The following is a 15,435-nucleotide window of genomic DNA, read 5'->3' as shown; positions in this document are numbered from 1 at the left end:
CGGGACGGTGTGAATGTCTATCACAATAGGTGTTTGATTCTAGGGTGAATGATTATGAAGAAAAAGTTATTGTTAATAGTATTTCTAATAATAATATGTCTGGGTGGTCTGCTTCTATTTTCAGGGGATGATTTTGAATCCGATTCTGTGGGACTGCAGGGACTGGACAGGGTTTTTATTGACTATGTCTATGATGGTGATACTGTCAGGACAGCTGCTGGTGAAAGAGTCAGGTTGATTGGGCTGGATACCCCTGAGATGAACTGGGAAGAGGGGGAGGCAGAGTTTTATGCCCAGGAGGCCTTTGAATATAGCAAGGGAAGATTATTGGAACAGCATGTTTATCTGGAGTATGATCGGGAGAAAAAGGATAAGTATGACCGTACCCTGGCCTATTTCTTTTTAGCAGACGGAACTTTTTTTAATCAAAAACTATTAGAGAAGGGTTATGCCAGCCTCCTTTTGATACCACCTAATTTAAAATATACAGCAGAGTTGAAAGAGGCAGCTGCTGAGGCAAGGGATTTAGGCCGTGGGGTTTGGAGCTATTGGGATAATTTATCTTCAGAACTGCCGGAAATAAACTGGCAGGAGGCAGCAGATTATTTAGATAAAGAGGTTATAGTTAGGGGTAAGGTGGTAAAGACCTATCAGTCAGAGAAGATTATTTTTCTGGACTTTACTAAGGAAGGGAAAGACAACTTATATCTGATTATATTTAAACATAATCTTAACAAATTTGATTATAATCCCCTGGAATTGTTACTGGAAAAGGAGCTTAAGGTTACCGGTAAGGTTGTGGAATATAAAGGCAGACTAGAGATTATTATTGATAGTCCACTGCAAATATTTATTCTGTGATACGCATTTATCAATTAGAAGATTAGCCAGGCTTGTTTTAAGCCTGGTATAATTGTATAATTATGACAGAGACTAAGTTTAGCTTTTATGAGGGGGATATGTGGATGAAGATACCTTATGGGATATCTGATTTTAAATCATTAAGAAAAGAAAGTTATTTATATGTTGATAAGACTAATTATATTTCTAGCTTAGAAGGGATAGGGAGTAAATACCTATTTTTTATTCGTCCCCGTCGTTTTGGTAAAAGTCTTTTTTTGTCCACTCTTGCTAATTATTATGATTTGAATAATAAAGATAAGTTTGATGAATTGTTTGAAAGCTTATATATTGGGAAAAACCCTACTGAACTAAAAACAAGTTATCTAATCTTAAAACTTAATTTTTCAGGTTTAAATACTGACAGTAAAGAAAAGTTATATCTTTCTTTTAAGGAAACTATCAGGCAGGCGGTTATAGCTAGTTTATCCAAATATAGAGCTTTGTTTATACATTATCATGATATAGTTAATAAATTAGAGGAATTAGAAGATATAAAATCTATTTTAAATTTTTATATTGAAAAGGTGAAGGAAACAGGTCAAAAAGTATATCTGATTATAGATGAATATGATCACTTTGCCAATGATATTATTGCTATGGGTGATAGTGATTTTTATAAAGAGGTAATCAGGGCGACAGGTTTTGTCCGGGATTTCTATGAAACAGTTAAGATAGGTACAGAAAGTGTGATTGACCGCATTTTCATAACCGGTATATCACCAGTTATGTTAGATGATTTAACCAGTGGTTTTAATATTGCTAGCAATATTACTATGAATAAACTGTTTAATGAAATGCTGGGTTTTACAGAAGATGAAGTAAAAGGAATAATAGAAGAGTTAAATATAGATTTAAATAAAGAGGAGTTATTACTTGAATTAAGGAAGAACTATAATGGCTATCTATTTAACAAAGATAGTAAGGAAAGGCTTTATAACCCGGATATGGTTCTGAATTTCTTTAGCCAGTGGCTAATGACCGGGGACTACCCTGAGCAATTGATAGATGATAATGTCCGGACAGATTATGGTAGGCTAAATAGACTGGTAGCCAATGAGGCCAACCGGGAGGTTCTGGAGGATATCATCATGGAAGAAGGGATAGTGGCCGATATTATTACCCGTTTTTCCTTCGACATGATGTATGATGAAGACTATTTTGTCTCACTGTTATTTTATATGGGGTTATTGACAATAGATAAGCAGTATAGGACCAGGCTCCTCTTAAAAATACCCAATTTTGTAGTAAAAACAATCTTCTGGGAATATATTGAGAAAAAAATATCAGAAGAATATCAAATTAACTTAGACCTCAATGAACTCAGGAAGTCAATTGAAGAGATGGCCTATGAAGGTGAGATTGAACCATATATAGACTATATAAACAATCATGTCTTTAAAGCCTTTTCTAATCGTGATCTGATAAATTATGATGAAAGGTATATCAAAGTAATTCTCTTTGCCTATCTGGTGGACAGTAAGGCCTATAAACCATATAGTGAAACAGAGGTAGAAAATGGATATATAGACATCTATCTGGAACGGGATATACGGATGCCAGATGTCAAGTATGAATGGATCATAGAATTAAAGTATTTAAAGAAGAGTGAACGGGATAAGCTGGCAGTGGTTAAGAGAGAGGGACTAAAGCAGTTAGAGAGATATGCAGCCAGCCGTAAGTTTAAGGATAAAGATAATATCAAACAGGCTTTATTAATTTTTATCGGTAAAGATGAATATGAATTGATAATATGACATGTGACGCCGGGATGCTTTGTTTGGTACATTGTTATCTAGCTGTCAGCATTCTTTTCTTCTTTAATCAAGTCTATAATTTTTATAATCCTTTTAACCGAATCTGGGTTCAAATCCTCAGTTTCTTTAAGAAGGAGTTTCAGTTCTTTCCGTTTGGATATTTTTTTAGCAAGGTATATTATCTCCGGGTTTAGATGTTCGCTTTTATCAGAGTTGTTTTTTTCTTTATATCCCAGTAAATAGTCCAGGCTGCAGTTCAGGGTCTGGGCTATTTTTATAAGGGTGTCATATGATGGTTCTTTTCCTTTTGTTTCATAACCTGCAATTGTAGCACGGTTAACCCCTATTTTATCAGCTAACTGTTTTTGAGTCATTCCGCTTTTTTCTCTAATTTCCTTGAGTTTTTCCCCAAACATTAAGCAAACCTCCAAAAAAATTGATAAGTAAGAAAATAACCCCTTGACAAAGTGTCAATAGGACACTATAATAATAATTGAAGGGTGTCGATAAAGCACGAAAACTAATAAATCGTATTATTATTTTTACCAATTAAATATACTAGAATTCCTCATTTTAACAAGGGACAAAAATTTCCCTGGAAATAAGAATTCAAAAGGGGCAGAGCTATCCCTGGGTTCTTTCCTGGAGGAAAGGAGGTAGTACATAGTAGATAGACAGGGTAATAGATAACAGTTGGCGGCTGTTTTCTTAGTTGGTTTGTAAATAATTATATCATATGGACAAGTCTTTGTAAATTTGTGGTAGTCCTGTTTGGCTGGAAAAGACTGAATTTTATCAACTTTACTAACAGTAAAATTTGTTCCCGGGAGGGGTTGCTGTGCAGAGAGAAGAGAACCGGCAGGGGGTTATACCAGAATATCAACCGGGAGATAAGATATATAAGTTATTCAATCATGATGTAGTACTAATAAGGGGAAAAGATGAAGAATTTATCATTAAAATTGTCAGCCTAAAAAAGGAATAAGAGTGTTTCACCTGGGGCCCTGGGCCGGGAAATTTATTTTTCTCGGTCCATTTTTTTGTGTTTTATTTATTTATTAAAAAACAAAAAGGAGATGTTAGATTATGAAAAACTTAAGGACAGTATCTTTGCTGGTTTTAATGGTGATAATGATGTTTAGTGTTGTTGAGGCAGCAGATGATTTGACAGTAGGTATATCTTTTCAGCAGATGAATAACCCTTATTTTATTGTTATGAAGGAAGCCTTTGTCTCGGCAGTTGAATCTATTGGTGCTGATTATATTATAACCGATGCCCACCATGATGTGGCCAAACAGGTTAGTGATATAGAGGATATGATTCAAAGGGGTATAGATATATTAATTATTAATCCCACAGATACTGCCGGGGTTCAGGCAGCAGTTGAACTTGCCAAAGCAAAGGGTATAGTTGTTATTGCAGTTGATGCTGATGCCGCTGGTCCCAGGGATGCTTATATCTCTTCTGAAAACTATGATGCTGGTTATCAAGCAGGCAAATTTATGGCAGAGGAGTTGAATGGTCGAGGACAGGTTGCGATTTTAAACGGGATTCCTGCTGATGGAATTTTAGACCGGGTAAATGGTTTTAAAGATGCAATCAGTGGGTATCCAGATATAGCTATTGTTGATAATCAAAATGGTAAACAGGAACGTAGTACGGCTATGACTGTAACCGAAAATATGCTGCAGGCCAATCCTGACCTTGATGCTATCTTTAGTGTCAACGACACTGGGGGATTAGGCTGTTATTCAGCTATTTTGGGTTCAGGACGTAATACTTTTATGGTTAGTATAGATGGACACCCTGAGGCCGTAGATGCTATTTTAGATGGGGATATTTTTAGGGCAACAGTAGCTCAGTTTCCCCGGGATTTAATCAGAATGGCTTTAGGAACCAGTCTGGCAAAGTACTGGGGAGCAGAGAGGGTCCCTGAAGATATAAGGGTTCCAGTAAAGTTAATAGATACTAATACTGCGACAGGTTTCAGTTGGTAAAAATATTTTGCGCTTCAGATTCTTTCTGAAGCGCTTTTACAAAATTACTAAAAAAGGGGGGAAAAGGTGTTGGGAGATAAGATATTACAGATAGCCAATATATCAAAAGTGTTCCCTGGTGTTTTAGCTTTAAATAAGGTAAGTTTTGATGTAGCAAAGGGAGAAGTTCATGCACTGGTAGGGGAAAATGGAGCCGGGAAGTCAACATTAATGAAAATTTTATCAGGGGTTTATGCCGCTGATAGTGGTAAGATTTTTTTGAAAGGTAAAGAGATTAATTTAAATAGTCCTAAAGAGGCCCAGGAACTGGGTATTAGTATTATCTATCAAGAGTTTAGTCTGGTTCCTTACTTAAGTGCTGTTGATAATATTTTTCTAGGAAGGGAACTAAAAAAGATGGGATTACTTGATAGAAAGAGGATGAAAGAAAAAGCATTGGAGATATTAGCTCAAATAAAAGTTAAGGTAAACCTTCAGAAAGCTATAGCTGAGTTAACTGTAGCTGAACAGCAGTTTATTGAAATAGCCAAGGCTTTATCTTTAGAAACGGAGATTTTGATTTTAGATGAACCAACAGCAAGTCTAACTGAGAGTGAGATAAATGATCTATTTAGATTAATTAATACTTTAAAAAAGAAAGGAATTACTATGATTTATATATCTCACCACTTAGAAGAGATATTTAAGATTGCTGATAGAGTAAGCTGTTTGAGGGATGGGCAGTATGTTGGCACAGAACTGGCAAAAGATTGTACTCAGCAAAAATTAGTAAAGATGATGGTTGGTAGTGAGTTGAAGGATTTATTTAATAAGCCTGTTCCAAAGAGAAATTATCTTACTGATGAAGTTTTGTTAGATGTTAAGAAATTGAGTAGGGATAATGTTGTTAAAGATGTTATTTTTAAATTAAAGAAAGGAGAGATACTGGGTATTGCTGGTTTAGTTGGTGCTGGACGGACAGAGACTATCAGGGCTTTAATTGGGGCAGACACTGCTACAGAAAAAGAAGTGTATCTAAAAGAAAAAAAGGTAGAGTTGAATAACCCTGCTCAGTCCTTAAAAGCTGGTATTGGACTAATTCCAGAGAACCGAAAAACCCAGGGCTTAATTTTAGGAATGTCAGTTAAGGATAATATAAGTCTAAGTAATTTACAAGGTATAAGAAATAAGAATGGATTTATTAACAAAAAAATGGAAATTAAACAGGTAAGAAGGCTGGTTAATGACCTGTCTATTAAAACCCCTGGTTTAAAACAGGCAGTAAAGAATTTAAGTGGTGGTAATCAACAGAAGGTTGTTCTTGCTAAATGGTTGAATAGGGATTGTAAGATTCTTATTTTTGATGAACCTACCAGGGGAATAGATGTGAAGGCCAAAGCAGAGATACACAATTTGATTCAGGACCTGGCTAATCAGGGAATTGGCATTATTGTTATTTCATCTGAGTTGCCAGAAGTATTAAATTTGAGTCATAGAATAATGGTAATGCATAAGGGTAAGCTTGTTAAGGTGTTTCAAAGAAAAGAGGCTACTTTTGAAAAAATAATGTATTATGCTACTGGGGGAGGAGAGGAAGATGGAAAAAACAGTGTTTAGTGAGTCAAAAAACACACAATTTAATTTTAAAGAAATATTTAAAAACCAGTTTTTCTGGACGTTCAGTGGTTTTTTAGTTTTGTGTTTATTAATGATTGTGTTTTCAGATAAATTTTTAACTTACTCCAATATGATCAATGTTCTAAGACAGATATCTATTAATGGGGTTATAGCAGTAGGGATGACCTTTGTAATTTTAACTTCGGGTATTGATCTTTCTGTTGGTTCAGTGATGGCTTTTAGTGGAACAATTATGGCTGGGGCTATGGTGAACTGGGGTTTAAGTCCTATTCTGGCGGTAATTATAGGGATATGTATAGGATTAATTTTTGGCTTAATTAATGGTAGTCTGGTGGCTTTTTTAAAGATGCCAGCAATAATTGTTACCCTAGCCATGATGGAAGTACCCAGGGGACTGGCTCTACTATATACAGGGGGATATCCTTTATCAGGTATTCCAGAGTCATTCGCTGTTTTGGGGAGGGGATATTTGTTTAACATAATACCTGTACCAGTTGTTATTATGTTATTTGTTTATTTAATTGCCTATTTAATTTTAAATTACTTACCTATGGGTCGTTATATTTATGCTATAGGTGGAAATGAAGAAGCAGTACGCTTATCGGGTATAAATGTTAAACTCTATAAAATTATTCCTTTTGTCATCAGTGGAATAACTGCTTCTATTAGTGGTGTTCTAATAACATCCCGCCTTATGTCAGGACAACCAATGGTTGGAACTGGTTTTGAATTAGATGCCATTGCTGCTGTGGTCCTGGGAGGTACAGATATCGCAGGTGGTCGGGGGCAGATAATCGGTACATTACTTGGTGCATTAATACTGGGGGTTTTAAATAATGGCTTAAATCTAATGGGGATTTCTCCTTATACTCAAAGGGTTGTTAAGGGGTTGATTATTGTAATAGCTGTTTATTTTAGTTCAAGAAAACAATAAATAAAAAGGGGATGGATTGTTAGGGAATCAACAGAGGGGTTCGATTATTAATATGGCTTCTATGTCTGCTTATATTGTTAACTATCCACAGGCTCAGTCTTCTTATAATGCTTCTAAAGCCGGGTTTATTCATTTAACAAAGTCTCTAGCAGCAGAATGGGCAACAGCAGGTATTAGGGTCAATGCTATAGCCCCTGGTTATATGGCAACTGAGATGACTAAAGAAGATGTACAGAATAAGCCAGAAATAACCAGGAAATATTGGATAACCCCTACTCCTATGAAACGCATGGGACAGCCTGAAGAACTTCAAGGTGCAGCTGTTTATTTAGCATCCGAAGCCTCCAGTTTTATGACTGGTAATACTATGATTATTGATGGCGGCTATACTATTTATTGATAGTTATTATAAGCCGGAGCGGATATTTTAGTAGCCGGAACTTAAAGTATATTTAAAGATTTCAATCTTAAGACCAATCTAAAAAAATTCCGTCAAGGGTTAAAACTAACGTGTCACCGGGATGATTTCTTGTCACAATCTAATCCACCATGGGAATCTAGTTCCTATGGTGGATTTTCTATATTCTGGCAGGAATTTGTGGAGGATTGGTGAATTATACTATAAATTTTTAAAAGATTGAGGTTGTTTATGGTAATGGGAAAGGAGAAGAGGAGATGAAAGATACTTTTAAATTTATTAAGAGTCCTCTGCAGATGGTTGGGTTTTACCTGGTCTGGATTGAAACAGCCCTGGCAGCCAGCCTGTGGCCCTTAAAGGGGCATGATGAGTTATTAGTGATTTTACTTTACGCAGTGGTAGGTATTGCTCTTATATTTTCACTTGCTATGGTTTTTGTTTTGGTTTTCCTTGTTTTAAAAGAACCCCGCTGGCTCTTTAATCCTTCTGACTATGACCCCAGTGTACAGGATGAGCTCTTTAAACATGACCATAGTATTAGTGAAGCCAGCTTGGCCCGGGATGAGGCAGCTGTAGTTAAGGTTGGTGATAATAATGGACAGGCTTAAGTTACAGTATTCCCTTATCTGTCAAAAAGATGAAAGGTCTGGTTTTAAAAACATTATACATGGTTTTACAGCGGGGATGGCACCAAATTTTTATGTTGTCAATAAATGGGTCTGGGATACTAATGATGAACTGACAGATGGGTTCTTTCAGGTGACTGAGCTTATCAGGGATGGTGAGATAGTAAGTTCCTCACAGTCAGACCTTTTTATGATAAAACTGGCCCATACCCATCACAATCTATTTGCAGGGATTAGTTTTACTAAAGAGGGTAATTACCGCATAAGGGTAAATCTCTTTGATCAGCAGGGTTCATTAATTGAAGAAGGTTCACTGGAGTATCCACTCTTTATAGCATAATATGATGCCGGGATGGTTTGTTTGTCACAGTGGAGGGTAGCCAGGCTTGCTTTAGGCCTGGTATAATTGTATAATTAGTAAAGAGATGGATTAATAGATATAATAATGGAATAGGCATGAGGAGGACGTATATGAAATGAATGACTTAACACACCTTGATCAGCTTGAAGCCGAAGCGATCTATATCATTAGGGAAGTTGCTGCAGAATGTGAGAAACCAGTAATGCTTTATAGTATCGGGAAAGACAGCTCTGTGATGTTACACCTGGCCATGAAGGCCTTTTACCCTGAAAAACCACCTTTTCCCTTTATGCATGTTGATACTACCTGGAAGTTTAAGGAGATGATAGAGTTCAGGGATAGAAAGGCAGAGGAATTAGGTATTGAAATGATTGTCCATACCAATATGGAAGGTGTTGCAAAGGGAATTAACCCCTTTGACCACGGTCCTGCCTATACAGATATTATGAAAACCCAGGCCTTAAAACAGGGCCTCGATAAATATGGTTTTACAGCTGCCTTTGGTGGGGGTAGAAGGGATGAAGAGAAATCCAGGGCTAAAGAAAGGATTTTTTCTTTTAGGAATTCTGCCCATGCCTGGGACCCAAAGAACCAGCGCCCTGAAATGTGGAAACTTTATAACACAAGAATTAACAAAGGTGAGAGTATAAGGGTTTTTCCTCTCTCAAACTGGACTGAAAAAGATATCTGGCAGTATATCAGGAGAGAAAACATCGATATCGTCCCCCTGTATTTTGCTAAAGAAAGACCGGTAGTCTATCGTGACGGAAATATTATTATGGTAGATGATGATAGAATGAGGTTTTTAGCAGGGGAAGAGGTAGTTATAAAAAAAGTTCGTTTTAGAACCCTCGGCTGTTATCCTCTGACTGGTGGTGTGGAATCAAAAGCAGATACCCTGGATAAGATTATAGCAGAAACCCTGGGTGCTGTTTCCTCTGAAAGAACTAGCCGGGTAATCGATCAGGAAGAAACTGCTAGTATGGAAAGGCGTAAGAGGGAGGGGTATTTCTAAGATGAAGAGCTTACTGAAGTTTATTACCTGTGGGAGTGTAGATGACGGCAAATCTACCTTGATTGGACATATGCTCTATGATGCCAAATTACTATTTGCTGATCAGGAGAAGGCCTTAGAACTGGATAGTAAGGTTGGTAGTAGAGAGGGTGAGATAGACTATTCCCTTCTGCTGGACGGGTTAATGGCTGAAAGGGAACAGGGGATTACTATTGATGTAGCCTATAGATATTTTACAACAGACCATAGGTCATTTATAGTGGCAGATACCCCGGGACATGAGCAGTATACACGGAATATGGCAGTAGGAGCTTCTTTTGCTGACCTGGCTGTTATCCTGGTAGATGCTAGCCAGGGAGTGCTAGTGCAGACCAAGCGACATACCCGGATCTGTTCTTTAATGGGAATCAAACATTTTGTCCTTGCTGTTAATAAAATGGATCTAATCCATTATGATAAACATCGTTTTGAAGAGATTAAGGCTGAGTTTTTAAGGCTTACTGCTAGTTTTGATATAGAGAGTATTGAGCTTATCCCTGTTTCGGCTACAGAAGGGGATAACATAACAGAGAAATCTATTAATACCTCCTGGTATAAAGGTCTTCCCTTATTACCTTACTTAGAACAGATCGATGTAAGAGAAACTGTTGATAAGGATAGTTTTATAATGCCGGTACAGAGGGTAAGCCGGCCCAATCATACCTTCAGGGGTTACCAGGGCCAGATTGAGTCAGGCCAGATTTCAGTAGGGGATGAGCTCTCTACCCTGCCTGCTAATGAAAAGGCCAGAGTAAAGAGTATCCTGGTGACAGACCAGGAAAGCGATTCAGCTACTTCTGGGCAACCTGTTACCATTCAACTTAACCGGGAAGTGGATGTATCCAGGGGTTGTGTTCTACTTAAAGGTAAAGGCCTTAAACCAGCAGATATGTTTACAGCTACCATACTCTGGATGGATGATATTGACCTTGTAGCTGGCCGGAACTACCTGATAAAAGTAGGTACCAGGGTCCTTCCGGCAACGATTATGAATATTAAGCATAAGATTGATATTGATACAGGCAAACGTATTCCGGCAGACCGGCTTTTTAAAAATGAAATGGCCTTATGTGATATTTCTTTAGCTGAAAAGGTGGTTTTTGATAAATTCAAAAATAACAAGGCCTTAGGTGGTTTTATACTGATTGATAGAATCAGTAATATGACTTCAGCCTGTGGTATAATTGAACATCCTTTAAGGAGGTCTACTAATGTTGTCTGGCAGAATACCGATATTAGCAGGGAAATCAGGGCAGAACAAAAAGGGCAGAAGCCACTAACTCTCTGGTTTACCGGACTTTCCGGTTCAGGCAAATCGACACTGGCCAATGAAGTAGAAAAAAGGCTGGTTGCTATGGGTAGACATACCATGCTTTTAGATGGTGATAATATCAGACACGGTCTTAATAAGAATCTGGGTTTTAAGGAATTGGACCGTGTTGAAAACATTAGGAGGATTGCTGAGGTTGCTAAATTGATGAACGATGCTGGTCTTATTGCAATTACTTCTTTCATTTCGCCTTATGAAAAAGACAGGGAAAATGCCAGGGAAATCATTGGGGAAGAATTTATTGAAATCTTTGTCAGTACCCCATTAGAAGAATGTGAAAAAAGGGATGTTAAGGGATTATATAAGAAGGCCAGGATAGGGGAAATCCCTAACTTTACCGGGATATCCAGTCCCTATGAAAAGCCAGTTAGTCCCCATATTGAGATTGATACCAGCCAGTATACCATTGAAGAAGCTACAGATACTCTTATTAACCAGATTATTAAATATCTGGAATAAGATATTTTTAAAAACTACTATCATAAGTTTAATGGTAGCAGTTTTAAATATAAGTTATAGGGGAAGATAAAATGATACATGTGATTTTAATACCACTGTTTGCGGCAGTATTTCTGGCGATTAATATGGGTGGAAGTGGTGTTGCAGCTGCTTTTTCATCTTCATATGGAGCAAACCTAATCAGGAAGGATTTAATTCCTGGTTTATTCGGGGGCTTTGTTCTGTTAGGAGCACTATTTTCCGGTGGGAAGGTAAACCGGACTATCGGTGGAGGCATTGTAGCTGAGGCTCATTTTACAATAGCTATAACAACAATAATGTTACTTTCTATTGCTTTATCTATTCTCCTGGCCAATCTTTTAAGAGTACCTCAATCCACCAGTCAATCAACTGTTTTTGCCTTAATGGGTATGGGGACATATCTTGCTGATATTAATACTCAGAAACTAATTCTGGAGATAGTACCAGCATGGTTTTATCTCCCGGTACTTTCTTTTCTCTTTACATTTATTTTAGGTAGGTTTATCTATAAGCCGATCAGTGATAAAAGGATAGTAAACTTTGCTACTATTCGAAAACACCCCCTTATCAAGTATTCGGTTATTTTAAGCTCCTGTTATGTAGCTTATGCCATTGGGGCAAACAATGTAGCCAATGCCAGTGGGCCAATATTTTCACTACTAAACAACATTATAGATGCAGCAAATATGCAGATACTGATTATTATTTTGGCGGTTTTAATAATTGCCCCCTGGTTTGGAATAGGGGCTTCAATTTTTAGTAGTCGTGTTTTAGAAACAACTGGAAAGAAGATTATTAACTTTGGCCCTTTAGGTGCATTCTCTATTTCTGTAGTGACAGGCAGTTTGTTGATTTTTGCTTCTGTTTATGGAGGTATTCCGGCAGCACTGGCCCAACTCAATGTCGGGGCCATACTTGGCTTGGGGGTATATAAGGAGGGTTTTAGGAATACTTTTAATAAAAAAACCGTAAAAAAAATTTTTGTGGTTTGGGTTATTGCACCACTAATGGCATTTGTTATTGCCTATCTATTGATGAGTATTTATGGTATGATGTGATACCATAACACTGGGATGGTTTGTTTGTTAGACCAAAGGCACTAAATCAGGCTTGCTTTAAGCCTGGCATAAATTGTATAATTGTTACAGATAATAGGAGGGGCTTAAGTTATAAATAATTAAAAGGCTGGGTAAATACTATGGAGATAAAGAATTCTAAAGAATTAAAAAAGTATAATCGATATATAATACTGAATCAAATAATTGAAAGACAACCGATTTCTAGAACAGAATTAGCAGAAATATTAAATGTTTCTCATACTACTATTTCTCAACTTGTTAAAGAGTTAATAGAAGAGGATTTGGTTGTTGAATCATATACAAAATCTACTGGAGGAAGACCTCCAAAGATATTAAGTTTTAAAGGATATAACAAATATATTATTACATTGAGTTTTAAAGAGACTGCTATTTCTTTGGCTATATTTAACTTGAACTTTAAATTATTACATGCTGAAAAAATAAATGTTAAAGATAATGAGCTGACAGGTTTAATAGAAGTAATAGGGGATGTTTTGGAGAGATTGATCTTAGAAAAAAAGATTAAAAAGAAGCAAATACTTGCTATGGGAATTTCAGTACCAGGTATTTATAAGGACAATCAGGATCTTATCATTAGCTCAACAGCTCCGTATCTTAATGGCCAAAGTTTAATGAAAAAAATAAAAAACAAGGTTGATTTCTGTCCTGTCTTTATACAAAATGATGCTAATATTGCTGTACATTATGAATGGAATTATATGTTAAAGAAGCGGTATGATAATTTGATTTTTATCTATATAGGGGATGGTATTGGAAGTGGTATAATCATTGGCAATAAGTTGTACTCTGGAAGCCATGGTAATGCTGGTGAGCTTGGCCATATGCAGGTTAAATCAACGGGCAAAAGGTGTATTTGTGGGGGTACAGGTTGTTTGGAAATGCTCTCTTCTATTAAAGCAATTGAAAATGAATTTAAAGAAAAAGTATATTTTACGATTGATGAGATTATTAAAGGTTATCTATCGGGTGAGGAGAAGTGTAAAAGGGTAATAGATAGAGCTGTGAAATACTTTGCTAGGGCATTATCTAGTATGGTTAGTTTTTTTGATCCAGAAATAATAATATTGGGTGATTTTCATAATCTTTATAGAGGAAAAATTAAAGATAAATTGGAAGAGGAGATGAAAAAATCACATATTTTTTGTGTTGAGGACCGTCCTGAACTAATTTTGCGTAATGATAGAGGGGATTACCAATTTTCCGCTTTATATATCTATGTCTTTGAACACTGGAAAAAAGAAATTTAATAATAGAGTCTGTTCGAAAAGTATCAGTATATATCGCCGGGGATTATATATCTTTTTGAATACATACTAATAATTAAATATTGCTGCTACAATCAAAAACTAAGTAAGACAGAGATGAATTCACTTAGTTGTATTTAATTGCGTTGTATAAGACTTTATTGAAGATAAATTAATTTGACTGTTTCAAAAAAATATAATAAACTTATAAAAAGTAACATTATTTTTTAACAACTTTTTAAAAGTTGTTTTAAAAGTGTTAAGAAGTAGGAGGCTAAAATAAAAAAGGGGGATAACAATGAATTTAAGAAAAAGACGGGAAACTATTGTGGTTGTTTTTATTATGACACTAATTGTTTTATTTGCGTTTGCCATTAGTGCTAATGGGGAAACGATTCGAATGATTAGTATGAAGCAGGCTGGTTGGACACCAGAGGAATATGATCAGATTATTCAAGAGTTTAAGAATCAAAATCCTGATGTTGATGTAGAATTAACATTGGTTGGGTATGATGCTCTACATGATAAACTGATTACTTCTATTTCAAGTTCAAACCCGGCTTATGATGTGGTGCTTGTAGATGATATTTGGGTTCCACAATTTGCAGCAGCAGGTTGGCTGATGGATGTTACAGATAAAATAACAGATAATATGAAAGAAGAGGTATATGATAAAGCCTGGCAAATAGTTGCTTATAATGGTAGGGAATGGGGGCTGCCCTGGTTACTTGATCAAAAATATTTATTTTATAATGCTAAATTATTAAAAGAAGCTGGTATAAAAGAACCTCCAACTACTTGGGAAGAGTTAGCTGAGCAGGCAAAAATTATTAAAGAAAAGGGTATAGTGGAATATCCAATTATCTGGAGTTGGGCTCAGATTGAAGCATTAATTTGTGATTGGGTGACCCTCTTAGAAGGTAATAATGGGGATTTCTTTACTATGGATAATAAACCAGCATTTAATAGTATAAGAGGTGTAGAAACCTTAAGCTGGATGAAGCAGACAATTGATAATGGTATTACCAATCCAGCTAGTTTAGCAGCTGATGAAGAAGAGGTTAGGAGGATTTTTTCTCAAGGTAAAGCAGTGTTTGCTTTGAACTGGGTCTATATGTATGATTTATTAAATGATCCCGATGAATCAAATATAGTTGATCAGGCAAAAATGTCTTTAGTTCCGGTTTTTGCTGCTGCTCAGGAAAGTGGTATTAAGAGTGCAACTATCACAGGATCAATGGGTTTTGCTGTGACTAATAAATCTCCACATAAAGAGCTTGCTTATAAGTTAGTTGAGTTTATGACTAGTAAGGATATTCAAACTAGATATGCTGATCACATTACCCCAATGTGGAAACCTGTGATGCAACAGAATGAAATAATTGAAAAACACCCAGTTATATTCCCAATTTTTGATAAACAGTTTCCCTATTGTTATGCTAGACCAAAAGTGCCTTATTATACAGAGGTATCAAAGATATTGCAGACTTCATTACAGAATGCTCTAGTAGGTAAGGTTTCTGTGCAAGAGGCATTAGATAATGCTGCCAAGGAAGTAAAGGAGATTCAGAATAGATGGTAGGGTAGATTATAGTAAAGCGGAGTCTAGGGCTCCG

15 protein-coding genes are annotated in these 15,435 nt (G+C 36.3%); 14 read left to right on the top strand and 1 reads right to left on the bottom strand.

All coding sequences use genetic code 11. The features are described 5' to 3' along the window. The first annotated feature begins 54 nt into the window (after positions 1 to 54). Complete coding sequence (locus D7D81_RS02005; protein WP_164522077.1) at positions 55 to 861, top strand: thermonuclease family protein; 807 nt, start codon at positions 55 to 57, stop codon at positions 859 to 861. Positions 862 to 965: 104 nt separating this feature from the next. Further along, complete coding sequence (locus tag D7D81_RS02000) at positions 966 to 2,657, top strand: AAA family ATPase (protein ID WP_125986828.1); 1,692 nt, start codon at positions 966 to 968, stop codon at positions 2,655 to 2,657. A 38-nt stretch (positions 2,658 to 2,695) separates the two neighbouring features. Here the strand turns inward: D7D81_RS02000 and D7D81_RS01995 are convergent, their stop codons facing one another. Then, positions 2,696 to 3,073 (bottom strand): helix-turn-helix domain-containing protein, encoded by a 378-nt coding sequence (locus tag D7D81_RS01995; protein ID WP_125986826.1) that lies wholly within the window; start codon positions 3,071 to 3,073, stop codon positions 2,696 to 2,698. A 422-nt stretch (positions 3,074 to 3,495) separates the two neighbouring features. Between D7D81_RS01995 and D7D81_RS19385 the strand changes: the two genes are divergently transcribed. The 12 genes from D7D81_RS19385 to D7D81_RS01940 all read left to right on the top strand — a co-directional run bounded on the left by D7D81_RS19385 (position 3,496) and on the right by D7D81_RS01940 (position 15,401). Then, entirely contained in the window at positions 3,496 to 3,642 is a 147-nt protein-coding gene (locus D7D81_RS19385) for a hypothetical protein (protein ID WP_164522048.1), read from the top strand. Between the two features lie 101 nt (positions 3,643 to 3,743). After that, a complete protein-coding gene (locus D7D81_RS01990; protein WP_205739313.1) occupies positions 3,744 to 4,655 on the top strand; it encodes a substrate-binding domain-containing protein in 912 nt (303 codons plus the stop codon). A 66-nt stretch (positions 4,656 to 4,721) separates the two neighbouring features. After that, positions 4,722 to 6,251, top strand: a complete 1,530-nt coding sequence (locus D7D81_RS01985; RefSeq protein ID WP_164522076.1) for a sugar ABC transporter ATP-binding protein — start codon at positions 4,722 to 4,724, stop codon at positions 6,249 to 6,251. Continuing rightward, positions 6,232 to 7,206, top strand: a complete 975-nt coding sequence (locus tag D7D81_RS01980) for an ABC transporter permease (protein WP_125986822.1) — start codon at positions 6,232 to 6,234, stop codon at positions 7,204 to 7,206. The genes D7D81_RS01985 and D7D81_RS01980 overlap by 20 nt, the downstream gene beginning before the upstream one ends. Before the next feature lie 16 nt (positions 7,207 to 7,222). Beyond that, positions 7,223 to 7,606: an SDR family oxidoreductase gene (locus tag D7D81_RS01975; RefSeq protein WP_205739312.1), complete on the top strand. Its 384-nt coding sequence runs from the start codon at positions 7,223 to 7,225 to the stop codon at positions 7,604 to 7,606. Positions 7,607 to 7,881: 275 nt separating this feature from the next. Continuing rightward, entirely contained in the window at positions 7,882 to 8,232 is a 351-nt protein-coding gene (locus tag D7D81_RS01970) for a hypothetical protein (RefSeq protein ID WP_125986820.1), read from the top strand. Further along, the gene (locus tag D7D81_RS01965) at positions 8,219 to 8,590 is read left to right on the top strand and encodes a hypothetical protein (RefSeq protein ID WP_125986818.1); all 372 of its coding nucleotides are present in this window, start codon (positions 8,219 to 8,221) and stop codon (positions 8,588 to 8,590) included. The genes D7D81_RS01970 and D7D81_RS01965 overlap by 14 nt, the downstream gene beginning before the upstream one ends. A gap of 136 nt (positions 8,591 to 8,726) precedes the next feature. After that, positions 8,727 to 9,626 carry a sulfate adenylyltransferase subunit CysD gene (gene cysD / locus D7D81_RS01960; RefSeq protein WP_125986816.1) on the top strand — a complete coding sequence of 300 codons (900 nt, stop codon included), beginning with the start codon at positions 8,727 to 8,729 and terminating at the stop codon, positions 9,624 to 9,626. A 1-nt stretch (position 9,627) separates the two neighbouring features. Further along, positions 9,628 to 11,454, top strand: a complete 1,827-nt coding sequence (gene cysC, locus D7D81_RS01955) for an adenylyl-sulfate kinase (RefSeq protein ID WP_125986814.1) — start codon at positions 9,628 to 9,630, stop codon at positions 11,452 to 11,454. Positions 11,455 to 11,525: 71 nt separating this feature from the next. Continuing rightward, positions 11,526 to 12,533, top strand: a complete 1,008-nt coding sequence (locus D7D81_RS01950; RefSeq protein ID WP_125986812.1) for an inorganic phosphate transporter — start codon at positions 11,526 to 11,528, stop codon at positions 12,531 to 12,533. A 140-nt stretch (positions 12,534 to 12,673) separates the two neighbouring features. Then, entirely contained in the window at positions 12,674 to 13,822 is a 1,149-nt protein-coding gene (locus D7D81_RS01945; RefSeq protein ID WP_125986810.1) for an ROK family transcriptional regulator, read from the top strand. A gap of 295 nt (positions 13,823 to 14,117) precedes the next feature. Then, complete coding sequence (locus D7D81_RS01940) at positions 14,118 to 15,401, top strand: extracellular solute-binding protein (protein WP_125986808.1); 1,284 nt, start codon at positions 14,118 to 14,120, stop codon at positions 15,399 to 15,401. Positions 15,402 to 15,435 lie beyond the last annotated feature (34 nt).

Origin of the sequence: Halocella sp. SP3-1, assembly GCF_003953885.1 — a bacterium.
Classification (GTDB): domain Bacteria; phylum Bacillota; class Halanaerobiia; order Halanaerobiales; family DTU029; genus Iocasia; species Iocasia fonsfrigidae.
Note: the sequence above shows the minus strand (reverse complement) of the source record. Positions and strands in the feature narration are given on the sequence as shown.

Excerpts from the sequence above, each read along its gene's own strand:
- D7D81_RS02005 (WP_164522077.1), top strand. The coding sequence starts at position 55 with ATGAAGAAAAAGTTATTGTTAATAGTATTTCTAATAATAATATGTCTG.
- D7D81_RS01965 (WP_125986818.1), top strand. The coding sequence starts at position 8,219 with ATGGACAGGCTTAAGTTACAGTATTCCCTTATCTGTCAAAAAGATGAA.
- D7D81_RS01945 (WP_125986810.1), top strand. The coding sequence starts at position 12,674 with ATGGAGATAAAGAATTCTAAAGAATTAAAAAAGTATAATCGATATATA.
- D7D81_RS02000 (WP_125986828.1), top strand. The coding sequence starts at position 966 with ATGAAGATACCTTATGGGATATCTGATTTTAAATCATTAAGAAAAGAA.
- cysD (WP_125986816.1), top strand. The coding sequence starts at position 8,727 with ATGAATGACTTAACACACCTTGATCAGCTTGAAGCCGAAGCGATCTAT.
- D7D81_RS01950 (WP_125986812.1), top strand. The coding sequence starts at position 11,526 with ATGATACATGTGATTTTAATACCACTGTTTGCGGCAGTATTTCTGGCG.
- D7D81_RS01940 (WP_125986808.1), top strand. The coding sequence starts at position 14,118 with ATGAATTTAAGAAAAAGACGGGAAACTATTGTGGTTGTTTTTATTATG.
- cysC (WP_125986814.1), top strand. The coding sequence starts at position 9,628 with ATGAAGAGCTTACTGAAGTTTATTACCTGTGGGAGTGTAGATGACGGC.
- D7D81_RS01995 (WP_125986826.1), bottom strand. The coding sequence starts at position 3,073 with ATGTTTGGGGAAAAACTCAAGGAAATTAGAGAAAAAAGCGGAATGACT.
- D7D81_RS01980 (WP_125986822.1), top strand. The coding sequence starts at position 6,232 with ATGGAAAAAACAGTGTTTAGTGAGTCAAAAAACACACAATTTAATTTT.
- D7D81_RS01990 (WP_205739313.1), top strand. The coding sequence starts at position 3,744 with ATGAAAAACTTAAGGACAGTATCTTTGCTGGTTTTAATGGTGATAATG.
- D7D81_RS01970 (WP_125986820.1), top strand. The coding sequence starts at position 7,882 with ATGAAAGATACTTTTAAATTTATTAAGAGTCCTCTGCAGATGGTTGGG.